This is a genomic window from Nonomuraea sp. NPDC050153 (genome assembly GCF_044460125.1).
In the GTDB taxonomy this organism is placed as follows: Bacteria; Actinomycetota; Actinomycetes; order Streptosporangiales; family Streptosporangiaceae; genus Nonomuraea.
Genome location: NZ_JBITJQ010000002.1, coordinates 335,802 through 354,342, shown reverse-complemented (window position 1 = coordinate 354,342; position 18,541 = coordinate 335,802). Strand labels below are relative to the sequence as shown.

Here is an 18,541-nt window from a genome sequence, read left to right as displayed (position 1 = left end):
AGTCGTTTCCGGGGCCTACCGCGTGGCGACCGCTACACAGGGTGAGCGCGGTGAATACTGATCGGCATGCGTGTCGACTTCGATCCCGAGATCATGGGCGGGCCGGCTTTCTACCGGTTCCTCACCTCGGTCGTCGTTCCGCGCCCGATCGCGTGGGTCTCCACCGTCACCCCCGACGGAACGGTCGAGAACCTGGCCCCGCACTCCTTCTTCAGCATCGCCAGCACCGATCCGCCGATCGTGCAGTTCACCTCGATCGGCCGTAAGGACTCCCTGCGCAATGTCGAGGACACCGGCGAGTTCGTCGTCAACTTCTCCTCCGAGCCGCTACTGCGCCTGATCCGCGACACCGCCACCGACTTCCCCCGGACCGTGAGCGAGTTCGGCGTCGCGGGAGTGGAGCGCGAGGCCAGCCGGCACGTGCGGCCGCCCCGGGTGGCCGCCTCTCCCGTCGTCCTGGAGTGCCGGTCGCACACCACGCTGCGCATGGGCAACTCCACCTTGGTGTTCGGCAGGGTCTTCCTCGCGGCGGTGCACGAGGACTACCTCGTCGACGGCCGGCCCGACGCCGAGCGCCTGCGCCCGCTGGCCAAGCTCGGCGGCGACCAGTGGGGGACGCTGGGTTCGATCCTGCATCTCGACCGCATCCCGTACGAGGAGCCGCAGGCCGGCTGATCCCCCGGGGAGGGGGTCAGGAGGGGCGCTTGGCGACCACGCCGGTGAGCGCCCAGCCGAGGGCGACGACGAGACCGCCGACGATGGCGACGACGCCGAGGCCGCCGGTCTGGAGCACCGCGAGCAGGGCGATCACCACCCCGTAGATCATGGACAGGGCGAGCATCAGGCGGAGATACGTCTTCTGGTTCATACGCACACGATCGCGCGGCGCGGGACGGCGGTATGTCCCCCGATCGGTGGACATACCGCCGGTAAAATGCCGATCATGGGCAGTCCCGTCGACGCGCGGGCAGAGAACGCCTGGTTGCGTTCCTATCCCTTCTGGGACGCGTACTTCGCGATCGTGCTGGTCGCGACCATCGTCACCATCGTGGTGGACGACGGGGCGCCGGTCTCCGTCGTCCTGCTGCTCCTGATCACCGTCTCGTACGCGCTGTGGGGCCGCGCGGCCGTGCGGGCGCCGGTCGCGCCGACCAAGGAGGGCTGGTGGCACGCCGCCGCGATGCTCGTCCTGTTCACCGCGGCCGACCTGCTCGCCCCGCAGTCCGCCGTCGCGCTGTCGGCGCTGATCCCCATGACGTTCATGGCGCTGCGGCGGGCGCGGGCCGTGGCCGTGACGGTGGCCCTGTTCACCGGGCCCGCGATCCAGCTCATGGCGGAGAACGGCTCGCACCCGCTGGTGATCGCGGTGGCGATCGTCCTCGGGCTGTCGGCCAGCACGCTGCTGGGGGTGTTCATCGACCGGCTCGGGCGGCAGAACACCGAGCGGGCCCGGCTGATCGCAGAGCTCGACCGCACCCGGGAGGAACTGGCCGAGGTGAGCAAGGAGGCCGGGATGCTGGCCGAACGCGAGCGGCTGGCCGGTGACATCCACGACACGCTGGCCCAGGGGTTCGCGAGCATCGTGATGCTGCTGCAGTCCGCGGAGGACGGCGACGACCCGTACGTGCGGCGGGCCGCGCAGACGGCCAAGGAGAACCTTTCCGAGACCCGCGCGCTCATCGCCGCCCTGGCGCCGCCCGCACTGGAGGGGGCCTCGCTGGAGGAGGCGCTGGGGCGGCTGGCCAAGGGGTTCGAGCTGCCCGTGGAGGTGAGCGTGGCCGGGGCCGCCGACGTGCCCGCCCTCGTGGCGGAGGCGCTGGTGCGGGCCGCCCAGGAAGGGCTGGCCAACGTGCGCAAGCACGCCCGCGCCCGGTCCGTACGGCTGGCGCTCGAGGACGTCCCGGGCCCGGCCGTGCGGATGTCGATCGTCGACGACGGGTGCGGCTTCGCGCCCTCGCCCGGCGGCGACGGGTACGGCCTGCGCGCGATGCGCAACCGGGTGACCCGGCTCGGCGGCACCGTCCGGATCACCGGCTCGCCCGGCCAGGGCACCACGCTCGCGGTGGAGCTGCCGTGCTCAGGGTGATGATCGTCGACGACCACCCCGTCGTCCGCGAGGGGCTGCGCGGGATGTTGCTGGCCGAGCCGGACATGGAGGTGGTCGGCGAGGCCGGATCGGGGGACGAGGCCGTGGCCGTCGTGCCCCGGCTGCGGCCCGACGTGATCCTCATGGACCTGCGCATGCCGGGCGGGGACGGGGTCAGCGCCATCGAGCGGCTGGGGCCCGGCCACCGGGTCGTCGTGCTGACGACGTACGAGGACGAGGGGGAGATCCTGCGGGCCGTCTCCGCGGGCGCGGCCGGGTACCTGCTGAAGGACGTGTCGCGGGCCGATCTGGCGTCGGCCGTGCGGGCGGCGGCCCGCGGCCGGATGGTGCTCTCGCCGTCCGTGGCCACGCGGCTGGCCGGGCGGCGGCCCGCCGCGCCCGTGCTGTCGGAACGGGAGCGGGAGGTCCTGGAGCTGGTGGCCCAAGGGCTCACGAACGGGGAGATCAGCCGGCGGCTGTTCATCGGGGAGGCCACGGTCAAGACGTATCTGCTGCGGGTGTACGGGAAGCTGGGCGTCTCCGACCGCACCTCGGCCGTCCTGACCGCCCTGGACCTGGGCCTCGTCCACCGTCACCCCTGACCCCGCCACCCGGTAGAAGGACCGCGACCACGGGTCGGCGGGGAGGCGTTCCTGAAGATCTCTTCGGCCGCCTTAAGCCCTCCTTCAGGTGCGCCGCGCCACCCTCGGGCTGTCTCATCGACTCGGGGAAGGAGATCCCAATGTTCAAGCGACGCGCCGCCGTCGTCCTCACCGCCGCCGCGCTCGCCCTGGCGGGCATGGCCGGGTCCGCGCTGGCCGACGACGGTCCGGTCGAGGTGCGTGACGACGCGCTGGTCAGGGTGCACGGCGAGCCGGACTTCCCGGCCGGTCCGCTGACGTGCTGGCTGACCGACGGCAAGGTCGTCAAGTTCTCCAAGGCCAGGGTGGCCGAACTGGTGGACGAGGAGTACATCGAGCCCGCCCGGCCTGTGACCGTGGGCGGCGTGACGACCGTGCCCGCGGACCGGCTGTCGATCAGCGTCCCGGCCCGGGAGCTGCCGCGCACGGTCAAGGTGGGCAAGCGCTGGCACCGCAGCCGCGTCATCCACCTCACGTGCGTGTGGAACGACCACGCGAGCCGTTAGCCGCTCACCGCGCCCCCGGGGCCTCCCGGGGGCGCGTTCATTTCATCGTTTGACGCGACAAAGCAGAGGGCGGCAGGTAAGGATGGGTTACCGGTCCTCTGGGCCGGAGCCGCGGGCAGGTCAAGGGGGCGCGGAGAGGGCGCCGCCACCAGGACGTGCCGCCGACCCGGAATCGGCGGGGCGCTCCGATGACGGAGAAGTGCTGATTGCCGCGTGCGTACCTGGATCACGAACCTGCGCCCCTTCGATGCCCTGACCGTGCAGACGGTGGTCGAGCGAACCACCGACTTCCGCGAGGCGGAGCGTTTCATCAGGCTCTTCCACGCCGAGAACCCCAAGGCCGGCGGCCTGCACGCCCGGCTGCGCGACGTCTCCAGGGACGTGGCCCGCCAGGGGACCTACACGCACACGTACGAGGAACTGGAGTTCGGCGCCCGGGTGGCCTGGCGCAACAGCAACCGGTGCATCGGGCGGCTCTACTGGCGCTCGCTGAAGGTACGCGACCGCAGGCAGGTGACCACGGCCGAAGGGGTCGCCCTGGAGTGCGTCGCGCACCTGCGCGAGGCCACCGGGAACGGCAAGATCAGGCCCACCGTCACCGTCCTGCCGCCCGACACCCCGGCGCTGCGCGGGCCCCGGATCCTGAACGACCAGCTCATCCGGTACGCGGGCCACCGCACGAGCGGCGGCCGCATCGTGGGCGACCCGCGCAACGCGGACCTCACCGACATGGCCAAGGCGCTGGGCTGGCAGGGCAGGCGCACCCGGTTCGACGTGCTGCCGCTGATCATCCAGCCGGGTCTGGGCGAGCCGCTCCTGTGCAACCTGCCGGGGGACGTCGTGCTGGAGGTGCCGCTGGCGCATCCCGAGTATCTGTGGTTCGAGGAGCTGGCCCTGCGCTGGCACGCCGTACCGGCTATTTCGGACATGTGCCTGGAGATCGGCGGCATCTGCTACCCGTGCGCGCCCTTCAACGGCTGGTACATGGGCACCGAGATCGGCGCCCGCAACTTCGCGGACGCCGACAGGTACGACCAGCTCAAGATCGTCGCGCACCGGCTCGGGCTGGACACCTCGACCGAGCGGAGCCTGTGGCGGGACCACGCTCTGGTGGAGCTGAACGTGGCGGTGCTGCACTCGTTCGAGCGGGCGGGGGTCACGATGACCGACCACCACACCGAGTCTCGCCGCTTCCTCACCCACCTGTCGCGCGAGGAGAAGGCCGGGCGCGCCTGCCCGGCGGACTGGTCGTGGATCGTGCCCCCGATGTCGGGCGGCGTCACCCCCGTCTTCCACCGCTACTACGACACCAGCGTCCTGAGCCCCGCCTTCGTCCATCGGCACCAGTCGCCGTCCTTGCCATCCCGGCCTAGAACATGGTTCGGTTAGGGCATGGCAGAACTCGTGCTCTCATCCCTCGACCAGGGCGTACTCACGCTGACCTTCAACCGTCCCGACACCCTCAACGCGTGGACGGACGCCATGGGGCGGCGCTACTTCGACCTGCTGGCGGAGGCCGAGAAGGACCCGGAGGTGCGGGCCGTCGTGGTCACGGGCGCGGGCAAGGGGTTCTGCTCGGGGGCGGACTTCAAGGCGCTGACGGCGATCCAGAACGGCACCTACGACGAGGAGCCCGATCCGCGGCCCAACACGTTCCCGACCACCATCGCCAAGCCGATCGTCGCCGCCGTCAACGGGGCCTGCGCGGGGCTGGGCATGGTGCACGCGCTCGTCTGCGACCTCGTCTTCACGGCCGCGGACGCCAAGTGGACCACGGCGTTCCCGCGCCGGGGCCTGATCGCGGAGTACGGGCTGTCGTGGGTGCTGCCCAGGCTCATGGGGCAGCAGCGGGCCATGGACGTCCTGCTGTCGGGGCGGGTGTTCACCGGGGCCGAGGCGTACGAGCTCGGGCTGGTCAACCGGGTCAGCGCGGGGGAGAGCGTGGTCGCCGAGGCGCAGGCGTACGCCCGGGAGCTGGCGGCCTACAGCTCGCCGGCGTCCATGGCGGTGATCAAGCGCCAGGTGTGGCACGACTGGGACACCACCCTGGAGGGCTCGGCCGCGACGGCCGTCCGGGAGATGACGGCCTCCTTCGGCCGCCCCGACTTCGCGGAGGGCGTCGCCAGTTTCCTGGAGCGACGCCCGCCGAACTTCCCGCCCCTCTGAACGGTCAGGCCAGGCGGTGGGCGCCGCGGGCCGGGGTGGCGGGCAGGAACCGGGGAGCCTGGAAGCCGTGCTCCGCGTACGCGGCGGTCACCGACTCCTCGACGCCGGCCAGGCGGTCCACCGGCACCAGGGCGATGGCGGAGCCGCCGAAGCCGCCGCCCGTCATCCGGGCGCCCCGCGCCCCGCCCCTGATGGCGGCCTCCACCGCGACGTCCAGCTCCGGCGACGAGACCTCGTACTGGTCCCGGAGCGACAGGTGCGAGGCGTTCAGCAGGGCGCCGATCTCGGTGACGGCGCCCGCGCGCAGGAGGCCGATGAGGGCCTCGACGCGGTGGTTCTCGGTCACGATGTGCATCGTGCGCTTGCGCTCGTCGCCCTGGAGCCGGTCGAGGGCCGCCGCCAGGTCCGTGACGTCGCGCAGGGCCGGGACGCCGAGCTTGCGGGCGGCCGACTCGCACTCGGCGCGGCGCTTGGCGTACTCGCCGCCGGCGTGCTCGTGGTGGACCTGCGTGTCGATGATCAGCATGCTGAGCCCGTGGGAGGCCAGGTCGAGCGAGATGTTGCGGGAGGCGAGCGAGCGGCAGTCGAGGAACAGCGCGTGGCCCTCCTCGCACAGCGCCGAGGCGGCCTGGTCCATGATGCCGCAGGGCATGCCGACGAAGTCGTTCTCGGCCTTCTGGCTGAGCAGGGCGATCTCCATGGGCGTCATGCCCAGGTCGTGCAGGTCGTTGAGCGCCGAGGCGACGGCCACCTCGAGGGCGGCGCTGGAGCTGAGCCCCGCGCCCTGCGGGACGTCGCCGTCGATCGCGATGTCGGCGCCGCGCACGCGGTCGCCCAGCATGGCGAAGACGCCGACGACGTAGCGGGCCCAGCCCGTCGACTGGTCGTGGCCGGTGAAGGTGAGGGGCTCGCCGGCGGCCTGGAGGGAGAGGAGCCGGATGGTGTCGTCCGTACGCGGCGTGATCGCGGCCGTGACGCCCCACGGCACGGCGAAGGGGAGCACGAAGCCGTCGTTGTAGTCGGTGTGCTCGCCGATCAGGTTGACCCGGCCGGGCGCACGCCAGACGGTCTGGGGGGACGCGCCATAGGCGGCACGAAAAGCTTCAACAACGCGCATAATCGAACACTCCTCAACAAAGGCCCGACCGTAGACTAGCGCCATGGAGGAGCTGCTGGATCCCGGGCTCGGCCGGGTCCGGGTGTTCCTGATGCATGACGACAACAAACCCCGCAAACTCCGGTACAACCTGGGCCATTCCCGCCTGCTGACCTTCGGCGGCGCGTACTCCAACCACATCAGGGCCGTGGCCGAGGCGGGGCGGCGGCACGGGATCGAGACCATCGGGGTCATCCGGGGCGAGGAGCACCTGCCGCTGAACCCCTCGCTCGCCTACGCGAAGGCGTGCGGGATGACCCTGACCTACCTCGACCGGGCCTCCTACCGGCTCAAGCACACCGAGGCCGTGCTGGCGAGGCTGCGGGCGCGCTGGGGCGAGGACGTGGCGATCCTGCCCGAGGGCGGGAGCAACGCGGCCGCCGTGCGCGGGTGCGCCGAGCTGCCGGGGGAGATCTCCGAGGAGTACGACGTCATCTGCTGCCCGGTCGGCACCGGCGGGACGCTGGCCGGGATCTCGGCGGGGCTGCCGGATGGGAGGCGGGCGATCGGGTTCGCGGTGCTGAAGGGGGCGGGCTTCCTCGCGGGCGAGGTGGCCAGGCTGCAGCGGGAGGCGTACGGGCGCACCTGGGCGAACTGGGAGCTCAACCTGGACTACCACTTCGGCGGCTACGCCAAGTCGACCCCCGCCTTGGACGCATTTATCCAGAAATATCGTGTTGAAGGCATCTATGTGGCCAAGATGCTCTACGGGATTCTCGACCTCGCCCGGCAGGGCGCTTTCCCCGACGGCGCCCGCGTCGTCGCCGTGATCACCGGTCAGCCCTCTGCCACCCGCGCACCCTAGCCGCCGAGCTGGTCGAGGACCGGCGCCACCAGCGCGTTGAGCTCGCGGGTCAGCACCACTATGGCCCGGTGCGCGCGCTGCTCGACCTCGTCGTGCGGTCCTTCGGGCTCGGACGGCAGGTCGTCGAGGGGCACGGGCACCTCCAGGAGCAGCGAGGCCCGCAGGAAGGGGAGTCTGGCCAGGTCCTGCTGGGTCGGCTCGACGTACTGGCCGAAGGTCTCCTGCCAGCCCAGCCAGCCGCGGTCGCGCCACCAGGCCCGCGAGCGGGTCAGCTCCTCGGGCAGCGGCGAGACCACCCTGACGCGGGCGTAGAGCGAGCCGTCCCAGGTGTTGCGGTGACAGGTGGCGTCGAGCACGCGCCGGTCCCACCGCACGTAGCCGGGGGTCAGCGCCGGCGGCGTGGCCAGCCGCCACGCGGCGCACGCGAACCTGACGGGCGCGATGTCGCCCCACTCGAACTCTTCGAGATTCTTGCGCACGTGTACGGCATAGCGCCCGTCACGGTCTCTGTCGAACTCTTGATCGATCCAGAACGCCTTGCCCATGGAGACTACGCTACGGCCTCACCCGCTCCGCCGGGGCTCCAAGTCGTACGCGCCGCCCCGCGACGGCTCCGGGGCGACCGTGCCCGCCTCCACGAAGTGGTGGCCATAAGCAGGCGAGGGAGCGCCGTTGCCTGGACTGAGGAGCGCAGGGAGCGGAGCGACCGGAGCGACGAGGGAAGGCGACGGCTCCAGGGCGACCGAGCCCGCCTCCACGAACTGGAGGCCATAAGCACCGAATGGCCTGTGACGGAGGTGACACATGTGTAGCTTTTTCACATTGTTGGATGACTTTGGAGTGAGCAATGGCGTCAGAGCAGCTCGACGCGGCCATGAGCCACTGGAAAGCGGGAGATCTCGACGAGGCCGCCGCGCTGTTCAGGCAGATCGCGGCCACAGGGGACCCGGAGGCCTCCCACCTGCTGGCAGGTCTGCTGCAGGAGCAGGGGGACCTGGACGGCGCCGAGGCGGCGCACAGGTCGGTGATCCAGTCGGGCGACCCCGTGTTCGGGCAGCGCTCGGCCATCGCCATGGGCATGATGCTGGTCGCGGCCAAGGAGTGGCCGGCGGCGCACCGGGTGCTCACGATCGCGTCGGACGGGGCCGACTTCGAGGTGGCCGCGCTCGCCGACACGGCGCTGGTGCTGGTGCTCACGCAGATGGGCGACGTGGACGGCGCGCAGGCGGCGCTGGAGCGCGCCCGCAGGTGTGACAGCCCGGCGGTGGCCGAGCTGGCCGCGCGGCTGGAGCTGCCCGAGTTCCACCTCCAGGACCCGGCCTCGGCCCGCGAGCTGTACGAGGCGGCCGAGGACGAGGACGACTACCGGGCGCTCCTGACCTGCGGCGATCCCGACGTGGTGTCGCTGTCGGCGTTCCGGCTGTACCAGATCCACGCCGAGGAGGAGGAGTTCGAGCAGGCCAGGCAGGTGTGCGAGCACGCCATCGCCGTCGGCCACCCCGACCACCTGGCCATGGCCCACAAGCTGCTCGGCGGGGTGCTGGTCGACCTGGGCGAGTACGCCGAGTCCGCCGCCGCCTACCGCATGGCCGCCGAGGACCCGAGGCCCGGCATCCGGTTGCCGTCGCTGGTCGAGCTGGCCAAGGTGACCGCGTCGCTGGGCGACGTGGAGGAGACCAAGGCGATCTTCCACCGGGTGATCGCCAGCGGGCAGCGCGAATACGTCGTGCAGGCCCACGCGTGCCTGGCCCAGATGCACGTCGAGGCGGGCGAGACGGCCGAGGCGCTGGCCGCGCTGCGCGCGGTGCTGGAGGCGGGGGAGGACGAGTGGGCGTCGATCTGCGTCACGCTGCTCGGCCTGCTGCTCGACCAGCATCCGGAGGTGTACGACGAGGCCATGGAGCTGGCGCGGTTCGCGTCCGGGCACGACGACCCCGACGCCGCGTTCAAGGCCACGCTGCTGCTCGAACACGCCGCCAGGCAGCAGCCGCTGGCCGACCCCGTCGAGGAGCAGGCGCTCCAGGACACCGACGAGGGGCTGGCCCGCCTGCAGGCCGGTGACGTGGCCGGGGCCAGGCTGCTGCTGCGCGGGGCCGCCGACTCGGGCGCGGCCACGCAGTCGCTCAGGGCCATGGCGACGCTGGCCCAGCTGGAGATCGGCGAGGGCGACCGGGAGCAGGCCGACGAGCTGCTCGCGTACGTTGTCGAGGGCGACGACGTGCTCCAGGGCTTCAGCGCGACCTTCCTGCTGCACCTGCTGCGCGAGTCCGGCGAGGAGCCGCACCCCGTGCTGGCGGCGATGCTCGACCACCAGCGGCTGGGCAGGGAGGAGGGGCTGGTCCGCTACCGCGCGGCCATGGACCATCCGGATCCCGCCGTCGCCGCGATCGGCGCCGCCGTGTTCGCCCAGGTGCTGGCCTCGATCGGGTACGACCTGTCGGACGCGGCCAAGCTGTTCGAGTCGGCGGCCGAGAGCGGGGACCCGCTGGCGCTGTCGTACACGGCGGTGCTCTGCAAGGAGGTGCTGTCCGACGAGGAGGCGTCGGTCGAGCTGCTGCGCCGGGCCAGGGCGGAAGGCCATCCGGTGCTGGCGCCGTGGGTGGGGTACGCGCTGGGCGGGCTCGTCGCGGAGCACGACCCGGGCGAGGCGCGGGCCGCGTACACGACGGCGTTGGACGGCGGCAACCGCGGGCTGCGGAGCGAGGCGGCCGCCTCGCTGCTCACGGTGCTGGAGCGGCAGGGCGACCTGCTGGCCGTCTGCCGGCTGCACGAGAGGCAGATCGAGGAGGAGACCTCCGCGGACGGCCGCTCGCGCGGCGCCTGGCTGCTCGGGCTGCACCGGGTGCGGGTCGACGACCTCGCCGCCGCGCGGGCGGCCTTCGACCTGGCGACGGGGGAACCGGAGGCGATGGGGCGCTTCGCCCGGTTCCTGCTCGACCGTGACCTCGACGCCGCGGCCGGGGCGCTGGAGGAGATCGACGACGAGGGCAACGCCTTCCTGGTGAGCATGCTGGCCATGGAGTGCGCGCACGCCTGGCAGCGGCGCGGCGAGCTCGCCGCCGCCGACGCGGCGCTCTCGCTGGTGCTCGCCGCCGGGCACCCCAAGTACCGGCAGGAGGCGGGCTGCTACCTCGGCGCGCTGCGGAACGACGTGGGGGACAAGCGCGGCGCCCTGGAGGCGTGGGAGCGGGTCGCGGACGGCGACAACGCGCCGCTGGCCGCCATGACGCTGAGCGACATCGGGCAGGTGCGGCAGGAGCTCGGGCTGCCGGCGGAGGCGGCCGCCGCCTACCGGGAGGCGCTCGGGGAGCTCGGCGAGACGCGCAGGAAGGACGTGACCATCCGGCTCGCCGAGGTGCTCGTGGCGAGCGGCGCGGCGCAGGAGGCCGGCGAGCTGATGACGGAGGAGTTCGGCGAGGCCGGGCGGCTCCGGTTCGCCGCCATGCTCAGCGACCACGGCGACCTGGGCGCCGCCCTGTCCCTCCTGACGCCGGGCTCGGGCGACGTGCTCGAGGAGCAGGCGCTCGGGGAGCTGCTCGCCAGGACCGGCGACATGGCGGGGGCGCGGGAGGCGTTCGAACGTGCCGTGGCCGCCGACCCCGGGTCCGCGTCCGGCACGCTGGTGGCGGCGGGCAAGGTGCTGGCCGAGGCGGGCGACGACGACTACGCCCGCGCCGCCTACGAGCGGGTCGTCGCCCTCGACGACGACGAGTGGTGCACGGCCGTCGCCCGCGTCCGGCTCGGCACGGCCTCGGCCAAGGAACGCGGATGGGTGCTGGCCGACGACGGCGACCGGGAGGGGGCGGTCGCGGCGCTGACCGAGTTCGCCGGGTCGGAGCTGATGGCCGAGGTGCTGCTCGCGCTCGACGGCAACGACGCCAGGGCCGTACGCCGCCTGGTGGCCGCGGCGGACCCGCAGGACCGGCGGGAACCCCTCTCCGAGACCCTCGACCGGGCCCGCGGGCTGGACGACGAGCACGCGGCCACGGCGCTCTGCCGGGTGGTCGTCGAGCTGGGCGAGCCCGACCTCGCCGCGCAGGCCGCGCTGGACATCGGCGTCGCTCTCGCCGGGCGCGGCCACCACTGCCGGGCCGAGCTGAGCACCCTGCCCGCCACCGAACACCCGCAGACGTCCGAGATGGCCTGGCGCAACATCGCCATCCTCCGCCATCGCCGCGGCGATCTCGACGGGGCGATCGAGGCCGCCCGCGCCGCGATGCCCGCCACCGCCGTCGTGCTGTCCGACCTCCTCGACGAGCGGGGCGACGCCGAGGGCGTACGCGCGGCGCTGACCGCCGGTGCGGCGGCCGGGGACCTCGAAAGCCTGCGCCACCTGGTCGCCCACCTGCTCCTCGCGGAGGACCACGACGCCGTGGTGAAGGAGGCCGAGCGGGCCGTCGGGACCGGCGACCCCGAGACCGTGTCGATGGGCTACTGGGCGTGGGGCGACGCGTACAAGGCGCGGGACGACCTGGAGAACGCGGCCCTCATGTACGGACGCGGCGTGGACACCGGCTTCCCCGCCACCTCGCCCGGCATCCGCGTGGACCTCGCCAAGGCCCTGCGCGGGCTGGGCGACGCGGCCGGCGCCGTCCGGGAGGTGCGCCTGGCCATGGAGTCCGGCGTGCCCGACGCGGTGGAGAGGGGCGGCGTGCAGCTGGGTCTCTGGCAGTACGAGGAGGACGACCACATGGGGGCCGCCCGGGCGTTCGCGGTCGCCGCGGGCGCCGGCTCCGAGGTGGCGGCGGGCAACCTGCGCGTCCTCGCCCGCCAGGCGGCCGGCCGCGGCGAGCACGACCTGGCCGTGCGGATCATCCGGCTGACGGGCGACGAAGCCGGCGACGTGGCGCGCGAGCTGGGCGGGCAGTGCGAGGACCCGGCCGCCGTACGTGCGTACTTCGAGCTGGCCGAGCGGGGGCCGTTCACCGAGCTGGACATCGCCGACCGGCTGGCCGGGCTGGGCGAGCACGCCGAGGCGCGGGCGATCTACGAGCGGCTCAGCCGGAGCGACGACTCGGACGTACGCTTCGTCGCCGGTGGCAGGCTGCTCGAACTGCTCGACGACGAGGGGGACGCCGACGCGTTCTTCGACGTCGCGCAGCGGGCGGCGGCCGACGCCGACAGCCCCATCCGCGGGGTGTTCGGGAGCCTGCTCGGCATGCTCCAGGACAACCGCGGGGACACCGAGGCGTCCCTGGACACGTTGCGGGAGGCGGCCGCCGGCGGCGAGCCCATCGCGCTGGCCACGCTGGCGCAGACGCTGGTCGGGGCCGGGCTGGTGGACGAGGGGCGGGAGACGTACCTGCGGGTGCTCGACGTCGGCGACGCCGACCTCGCGGCGCGGGCGATGATCGCGCTGGGGCAGACGTACCACGAGGAGGACGGGGAGCGGGCCCGGGAGTGGTACCTGAGGGCCGTCGAGCGGACCGAGGGGCACTACAGCGCGCTCGCGGCGATGTACCTGGGCGCGCTGGCCAAGCGGAACCGGGACTTCCCCGAGGCGCTCACCTGGTACCAGCGGGTCATCGACTCGGGTGACTCCGAGTCGGGGCTGGCCGCGGCGCACCTCGGCGAGCTGTGCTACTGGCTCGGCGACCACGACGGCGCCCTGCGCTACTACGAGCTCACGCTGGGGCTCACCGAGCAGGCCGACCTGGTGGCCGAGGCCGCCTGCCGGATGGGGGAGATCCGGTACGCCCGGGGCGAGGTGGACCTGGCCCGGCAGCTGCTGGTGACGGCGGTGGAGACCGGCGACCCGTCGTTCGCGTCCCCCGCCTCGACGCTGCTGGCCAAGATGGGGTGATCGGCATCGGGGCTGGGCGCCGGCGGCCGAGCAGCGCCAGCAGGCCGACCATGACCAGCCCCAGCGCCGACAGCTCCAGCTTGTCGGCCAGGGTGGCGGCGTTGGCAAGCACCCCGAACGCGGTGTGCCCCACCGCGGCCACCACGACCCCCGTCCGCTTCAGGTACGGCCGCTCGCGCAGGGCCACCACTGCCAGCAGCGCCACGCTGAACACGGCTTGGTAGGGCAGGCCGGGCGTCACGCGCAAGCTCAAGGCGGGCCTGGACAACCGGGTTCAGCCGGCCCTCATCGTCCACGACGCCGGGCCGGGGTAGCGGCGCCCAGAGCGTCAGACGCGGCCGAGGCCCGCAGGCAGCAGGGCGCGGATCGCGGCCTGGACGGCGTCGAGGTTCACCGCCTCCGGGGCGACCCGCCATTGGGCGTGGACGCCGATGACGGTCCCCACCAGCAGGACCGCGAACGCCTCCGGGTCGGTCCCCGGGGGTAGCGCGTCCGCCGGGATCCGGGCCAGCACCCCCTCCCGGAGCGTCGCGTGGAGCCGCGCGTAGTGCTCGCGGATCGGCGAGCCGACCTCCACGGCCTCGGCCAGCAGGGTGATGAACAGGCGCGTGGCGGGCAGCCGGATGAAGCCCACGACCTGGTCGAGCGGGTCGTCGGGGCGCTCCCCTGCGGGCGGGGGAAAACCCGTCAGTATGGCCTGAAGCTGGTCGTCGACCACCGCTTCCAGCAGGCCGAGCTTGTTGCCGAAGTGCCAGGGGATGGAGCCGCGGCTGATGCCGGCCTTGTCGGCGATGTCGATGAAGCTCGTCTGCCGGTATCCCTTCTCGGCGAAGAGCTCGGCGGCGGCGCTCACCAGCAGCCGGCGGCTCTCCTGAGTCCTCTCGATACGTCGCGTGGCCATGCGAAACATCTAACCAGGCATGCCGGATGGCAGAGCCTATGCTGGTCGATATAGCCTGTGTTAGCCAACATAGAAACCGGGGAGGTTCTCATGCGTTGGGTGACCTATGCGACGGACAGCGGCGACCGCGTGGGGGTGATCGGCGAGGAGGACCGGATCCACCCCCTCGCGCCGGGTGTGAGCCTGATCGAGCTGATCGCCCGGGGCGCGCAGGAGCTGCGGGCGGCGGGCGAGGCGGCCCTGGCGTCCTCGGCGGGGACGGTCCCGCCGGCCGAGGTCAGGCTGCGCGCGCCGATTCCGCGCCCGCCCTCGATCCGCGACTGCCTGTGCTTCCTGGACCACATGCGCAACTGCCGGCAGGCGGCCGGCTCGCCCCGCACGCTCGACGACACCTGGTACGAGCTCCCGGCCTTCTACTTCGCCTGCCCGTCGACGGTCGCCGGCCCGTACGACGACGTGACGATCTCCCCCGGCAGCGCCTGGTTCGACTTCGAGCTGGAGATCGCCGCGGTCATCGGTCCGGGCGGGCGCGACCTCACCCCGGAGCAGGCCGAGGAGCACATCGTCGGCTACACCGTCTTCAACGACTGGTCGGCGCGCGACCTGCAGCTGCGCGAGTCGCCGCTGGCGATCGGCCAGGCCAAGGGCAAGGACGGCGCGACCACGCTCGGCCCGTACCTGGTCACGCCGGACGAACTGGAGCACTTCCGCCGCGACGGCAGGCTCGCCCTGCGGGTCGAGGCGACCGTCAACGGCCGGACCATCGGCTCAGGTCGTACCGATGCCATGGACTGGAGCTTCGGCGAGGTCATCTCCTTCGCCTCGCGCGGCGTGGACCTGGTGCCGGGCGACGTGTTCGGCTCGGGCACGGTGCCCGGCTGCTGCCTCGTCGAGCACCTGTCCCTCGCCGATCCGGCCGCGTTCCCCGGCTGGTTACGGGACGGCGACGTCGTCGAGCTGACGGTCGAGGGGCTGGGCCGCACCCGGCAGACCGTCCGCGCGTCCGCCCCGCCGTACCCGCTCACGCCCCGGCACAACCCCGACCGCCGGCCCGCGCGCCCGCGCGTCAACCGGGCCCCGTCGAAGCTGCCCTACACCCGCGGGCTGCACGAGGTCGCCGCGGGCGTGTGGGCCTGGCTGCTGCCCGACGGCGGGTACGGCTGGAGCAACGCGGGACTGGTCGCGGGCGAGGGCGCCTCCCTGCTGGTGGACACCCTGTTCGACCTGCCGCTGACGGCCGAGATGCTCGCCGCCGTGCGCGGGATCACCGACCGGCGCCCGCTTGCCCACGCCGTCATCACCCACGCCAACGGCGACCACACCCACGGCAACCAGCTGCTGGGCGACTCGGTCCGGATCATCGCCGCGGCGGCCACCTGCGCGGAGATGCGGCACGAGCTGCCCCCGGAGATGCTGACCGCCGCCCAGGTCATGGACATCGGCCCGGCGACCCCCTACTTCCGCGAACGCTTCGGCGCCTTCGACTTCAGCGGCATCCGCCTGCGGCTGCCCGACCTGACCTACGAGGGCGAGCTGACCCTGGACGTCGGCGGCCGTGAGGTGCGCGTGACGAACCTCGGCCCCGCCCACACCGGCGCCGACTCGGTCGTGCACGTGCCGGACGCGGGCGTGCTGTTCGCGGGCGACCTGCTGTTCGTCGGCTGCACCCCGATCGTGTGGAGCGGCCCGATCGGCAACTGGATCGGCGCCTGCGACAAGATGATCGCCACCGGAGCGGACACGATCGTCCCCGGCCACGGCCCGGTCACCGATCCCGACGGGATCCGCGCGGTGCGCGGCTACCTCACCCACGTGGTCGAGCAGGCGGACGCCGCCCACGCCCGCGGCCTGTCCTTCGCCGAGGCGGTCGAGGCGGTGGACCTGGGTGAGTACGCCACCTGGCTGGACGCCGAGCGGATCGTGGTCAACCTCCACCGCCGCTACCGCGAACTCGACCCCGCCGCCACACCCCAGCTGGACCAGATGACGCTGATGGTCATGATGGCCGAAAGGGCGCTCTCATGAGGCTGCCGAACACCGCCTACACCTCCCACCCGTGGCGCATCCACGAGTTCACGAGCGACTTCTCGGTCGAGGACGTGTGGTCGTTCCGCACTCCCGGAGCCGGGCCCGGCGACTTCCCGGCGATGCTCGCGGCGATGCGGAGCGCCGGCGGATTCGCGAAGCAGACCCGGCCGGTGAAGTTCCTGTTCGCCCTTCGATGGCGGCTTGGCGCGCTTTTCCGCTGGGACCAGCCGTCGGCGGGCGTCGGCGCGCGGGTCGCCTCGCTCCGCGACCGCCTGCCCGCCGACCTCCGCGCCGCCCCTCGCGGCCCGGACAGCGAGAGCCTGCCGCTCAAAGCGGTGTACGAGCTCGACACGGAGTGCGCCCGCGAACTGGCGAACCAGACCGTGCACACCGTGATGCACCTCGGCTGGGCCCGAGGGGCGAACGGCGACCACGAGCTGCGGATGGCCGTCCTCGTCAGGCCGAACGGGCGGTTCGGGCGGCTCTACCTGGCCGCCATCGCCCCCTTCCGCCACCTCATCGTCTATCCGGCCCTCACCCGGCAATGGGAACGGGCCTGGCGCGACCGATGAGTTCCCGCCGTCCGGCCGGTCCGTACCGGTGACCATGACCGACATGGCCTCGTGCGGCGTCCCCGGTGTTGAGTCTCAAGCTGCTTGAGACCCCATAGTGGACGCCGTGGACGACGACGAGCTGTACCCGATCGGGGACGTGGCGCGCCGCACCGGCCTGAGCGTCAGTGCCATCAGGTTCTACGCCGACGCCGGGATCATCGCGCCCTCCGGCCGCACGGACGCCGGGTACCGGCTCTACGACGTCCAGGCCATCGCCCGGCTGGAGCTCGTCCGCACCCTGCGCGAGCTGGACGCCGGCCTGGACGACATCCGCCGGTTGCTGGCCGGCGAGACGACGCTGCGCGATCTCGCCACGGCGCATCTCGCGCTCCTCGAACGCCAGTCGGCCCGCCTGCGGGCCAGGCGGGCCGTCCTGCGCGCCATCGTGAACCAGCCCACCACGGCCGAACGGGTGCGTCTCATGCACAAGCTGGTCTCCATGTCCGACGACGACCGCGACCGGCTCGTCGACGAGTTCTGGGACGAGGTCAGCGACGGCCTCGACGTCCACCCCGCCTTCGTCGAGCAGTTGCGCATGATGCGGCCGGACCTGCCGGAGGAGCCCACCACCGAGCAGCTCGAAGCCTGGATCGAGCTGGCCGGCCTGGTGCGGGACGACGACTTCCGCCGTTCGGTCCGCGCGTACCTCCATGACACCTACTCCACCGCCCAGGGACGCCTCATGACCGCACCGGCGACGCTGGGCTCGATCGAGAAGGGGGCGACGATCATCCGGGAGGCCCAGGCGGCACAGCGGGCCGGGCTGTCCGCGGACTCTCCCCAGGCTCGGGACATCGCCGGCCGCTTCCTGGCCTCGATCGCCGAGGCCACCGGGGATCAGGACACGGCCGAGTTCCGGCGCCGGCTGGCCGCCAACCTCCTGGTCGCCAAGGACCTCCACAGCGCGGAGCTCCGGCGCGCCGCGGACGAGGCGTCCCGGTTCACCGGCACGCACGGGAGGTACCTGGCGCTGGTGGCCACCATCAACGGCACGACGCCGGAGGACGAGGCAGACGTCCCGGTGCCCTACGAATGGATCGCCACGGCTCTCGACATTAATTAAATGACCGATTAGTCTCATCTGGTCAAACAAATGAGGTGAGACCGGATGGTCAAGGCAGGACGGCCGCCGCAGGATCCGGCGCGCCAGCTGGAGCGGGCGCACCGGATCCTCGACGCCGCCGCCGAGCTGGTCCTGCGCTGGGGTTACGGCAAGACCACGATCGACGACGTGGCCAAGCGCGCAGAGGTCGCCAAGGGCACCATTTACCTGCACTGGAAGACGCGCGACGAGCTCTTCGCCGCGCTGCTGCGCCGCGAGCGGGTGCTCATGCTGGCCGAGGTCCGTCAGGGCGCGCCGGCCACGCTGGGCCAGTTGTACGGCGGTTACGCCCGCGCGCTGCTGCGCAGGCCGCTGCTCCAGGCGCTGATGCGGGGCGAGTCGGACCTGCTGGGCAAGTTCGCGCGCCAGAAGCAGCAGGCGGGCCAGTCGGCGGCGATGGGCCCGCCCTTGGACGCGTACCTGGCGGAGCTGGTCAAGCGGGGCGCGGTGCGCGCGGAGCCCGGGGACCACGCCATGGTGGCCAACGCGATCCTGTACGGGTTCCTGTTCGTGCCGGACGGCATGCCCAAGGAGGCGGAGGCCGACCGGATCGCGTTCCTGGTGACCGACACCATCGACCGGGCCCTGAGCCCGGGCCGCCCCCTGTCCCGCGACGACGCGGACGCCGTCGCGCGGGCCACCCTCGATCTCCTCACCGCCGGGGAAGAGGTCGCCGAGCGGAAGCTGGCGGCCTCCATGGGCGGGACGCAAAAGGCTCAAAGGAGCGTATGAC

Annotated in this window: 17 protein-coding genes; 13 read left to right on the top strand and 4 right to left on the bottom strand. The window is 72.7% G+C overall.

Annotated elements, in window-relative coordinates:
* The first annotated feature begins 66 nt into the window (after positions 1-66).
* Positions 67-675 carry a flavin reductase family protein gene (locus ACIBQ1_RS05865; RefSeq protein ID WP_397274848.1) on the top strand — a complete coding sequence of 203 codons (609 nt, stop codon included), beginning with the start codon at positions 67-69 and terminating at the stop codon, positions 673-675.
* A gap of 16 nt (positions 676-691) precedes the next feature.
* Here ACIBQ1_RS05865 and ACIBQ1_RS05860 read toward each other — a convergent pair whose 3' ends face one another.
* On the bottom strand, positions 692-868 hold the full coding sequence (locus ACIBQ1_RS05860; RefSeq protein WP_397274847.1) for a hypothetical protein: 177 nt from the start codon (positions 866-868) through the stop codon (positions 692-694).
* Between the two features lie 75 nt (positions 869-943).
* On the opposite strand from ACIBQ1_RS05860, the gene ACIBQ1_RS05855 reads away from it, so the two are divergent.
* The 5 genes from ACIBQ1_RS05855 to ACIBQ1_RS05835 all read left to right on the top strand — a co-directional run bounded on the left by ACIBQ1_RS05855 (position 944) and on the right by ACIBQ1_RS05835 (position 5,399).
* Positions 944-2,086, top strand: a complete 1,143-nt coding sequence (locus ACIBQ1_RS05855) for a sensor histidine kinase (protein ID WP_397274846.1) — start codon at positions 944-946, stop codon at positions 2,084-2,086.
* Positions 2,074-2,688, top strand: coding sequence for a response regulator (locus tag ACIBQ1_RS05850; protein ID WP_397274845.1), 615 nt, complete (start codon positions 2,074-2,076; stop codon positions 2,686-2,688). The genes ACIBQ1_RS05855 and ACIBQ1_RS05850 overlap by 13 nt, the downstream gene beginning before the upstream one ends.
* A gap of 140 nt (positions 2,689-2,828) precedes the next feature.
* The gene (locus tag ACIBQ1_RS05845; RefSeq protein ID WP_397274844.1) at positions 2,829-3,233 is read left to right on the top strand and encodes a hypothetical protein; all 405 of its coding nucleotides are present in this window, start codon (positions 2,829-2,831) and stop codon (positions 3,231-3,233) included.
* A 213-nt stretch (positions 3,234-3,446) separates the two neighbouring features.
* Complete coding sequence (locus ACIBQ1_RS05840; RefSeq protein ID WP_397274843.1) at positions 3,447-4,622, top strand: nitric oxide synthase oxygenase; 1,176 nt, start codon at positions 3,447-3,449, stop codon at positions 4,620-4,622.
* 3 nt (positions 4,623-4,625) lie between these two features.
* On the top strand, positions 4,626-5,399 hold the full coding sequence (locus ACIBQ1_RS05835) for an enoyl-CoA hydratase-related protein (protein ID WP_397274842.1): 774 nt from the start codon (positions 4,626-4,628) through the stop codon (positions 5,397-5,399).
* Between the two features lie 4 nt (positions 5,400-5,403).
* On the opposite strand, the gene galK is transcribed toward ACIBQ1_RS05835, so the two are convergent.
* Positions 5,404-6,516, bottom strand: a complete 1,113-nt coding sequence (gene galK, locus ACIBQ1_RS05830) for a galactokinase (protein ID WP_397274841.1) — start codon at positions 6,514-6,516, stop codon at positions 5,404-5,406.
* Between the two features lie 43 nt (positions 6,517-6,559).
* On the opposite strand from galK, the gene ACIBQ1_RS05825 reads away from it, so the two are divergent.
* A complete protein-coding gene (locus ACIBQ1_RS05825; protein ID WP_397274840.1) occupies positions 6,560-7,360 on the top strand; it encodes a 1-aminocyclopropane-1-carboxylate deaminase/D-cysteine desulfhydrase in 801 nt (266 codons plus the stop codon).
* On the opposite strand, the gene ACIBQ1_RS05820 is transcribed toward ACIBQ1_RS05825, so the two are convergent.
* Positions 7,357-7,905 (bottom strand): hypothetical protein, encoded by a 549-nt coding sequence (locus ACIBQ1_RS05820; protein WP_397274839.1) that lies wholly within the window; start codon positions 7,903-7,905, stop codon positions 7,357-7,359. The genes ACIBQ1_RS05825 and ACIBQ1_RS05820 overlap by 4 nt on opposite strands.
* Before the next feature lie 302 nt (positions 7,906-8,207).
* Between ACIBQ1_RS05820 and ACIBQ1_RS05815 the strand changes: the two genes are divergently transcribed.
* Positions 8,208-13,163 (top strand): tetratricopeptide repeat protein, encoded by a 4,956-nt coding sequence (locus tag ACIBQ1_RS05815; protein ID WP_397274838.1) that lies wholly within the window; start codon positions 8,208-8,210, stop codon positions 13,161-13,163.
* 50 nt (positions 13,164-13,213) lie between these two features.
* Entirely contained in the window at positions 13,214-13,387 is a 174-nt protein-coding gene (locus tag ACIBQ1_RS05810; protein WP_397274837.1) for a hypothetical protein, read from the top strand.
* A gap of 104 nt (positions 13,388-13,491) precedes the next feature.
* Here ACIBQ1_RS05810 and ACIBQ1_RS05805 read toward each other — a convergent pair whose 3' ends face one another.
* Positions 13,492-14,064, bottom strand: a complete 573-nt coding sequence (locus tag ACIBQ1_RS05805) for a TetR/AcrR family transcriptional regulator (protein WP_397274836.1) — start codon at positions 14,062-14,064, stop codon at positions 13,492-13,494.
* A 90-nt stretch (positions 14,065-14,154) separates the two neighbouring features.
* On the opposite strand from ACIBQ1_RS05805, the gene ACIBQ1_RS05800 reads away from it, so the two are divergent.
* The 4 genes from ACIBQ1_RS05800 (at position 14,155) to ACIBQ1_RS05785 (ending at position 18,540) form a co-directional block, all read left to right on the top strand.
* Positions 14,155-16,089, top strand: a complete 1,935-nt coding sequence (locus ACIBQ1_RS05800) for a fumarylacetoacetate hydrolase family protein (protein WP_397274835.1) — start codon at positions 14,155-14,157, stop codon at positions 16,087-16,089.
* On the top strand, positions 16,086-16,664 hold the full coding sequence (locus tag ACIBQ1_RS05795) for a DUF2867 domain-containing protein (protein WP_397274834.1): 579 nt from the start codon (positions 16,086-16,088) through the stop codon (positions 16,662-16,664). Before ACIBQ1_RS05800 ends, ACIBQ1_RS05795 begins: the two co-directional genes overlap by 4 nt.
* 106 nt (positions 16,665-16,770) lie before the next feature.
* Complete coding sequence (locus tag ACIBQ1_RS05790; protein WP_397274833.1) at positions 16,771-17,769, top strand: MerR family transcriptional regulator; 999 nt, start codon at positions 16,771-16,773, stop codon at positions 17,767-17,769.
* 45 nt (positions 17,770-17,814) lie between these two features.
* Positions 17,815-18,540, top strand: coding sequence for a TetR/AcrR family transcriptional regulator (locus ACIBQ1_RS05785; protein ID WP_397274832.1), 726 nt, complete (start codon positions 17,815-17,817; stop codon positions 18,538-18,540).
* Position 18,541 lies beyond the last annotated feature (1 nt).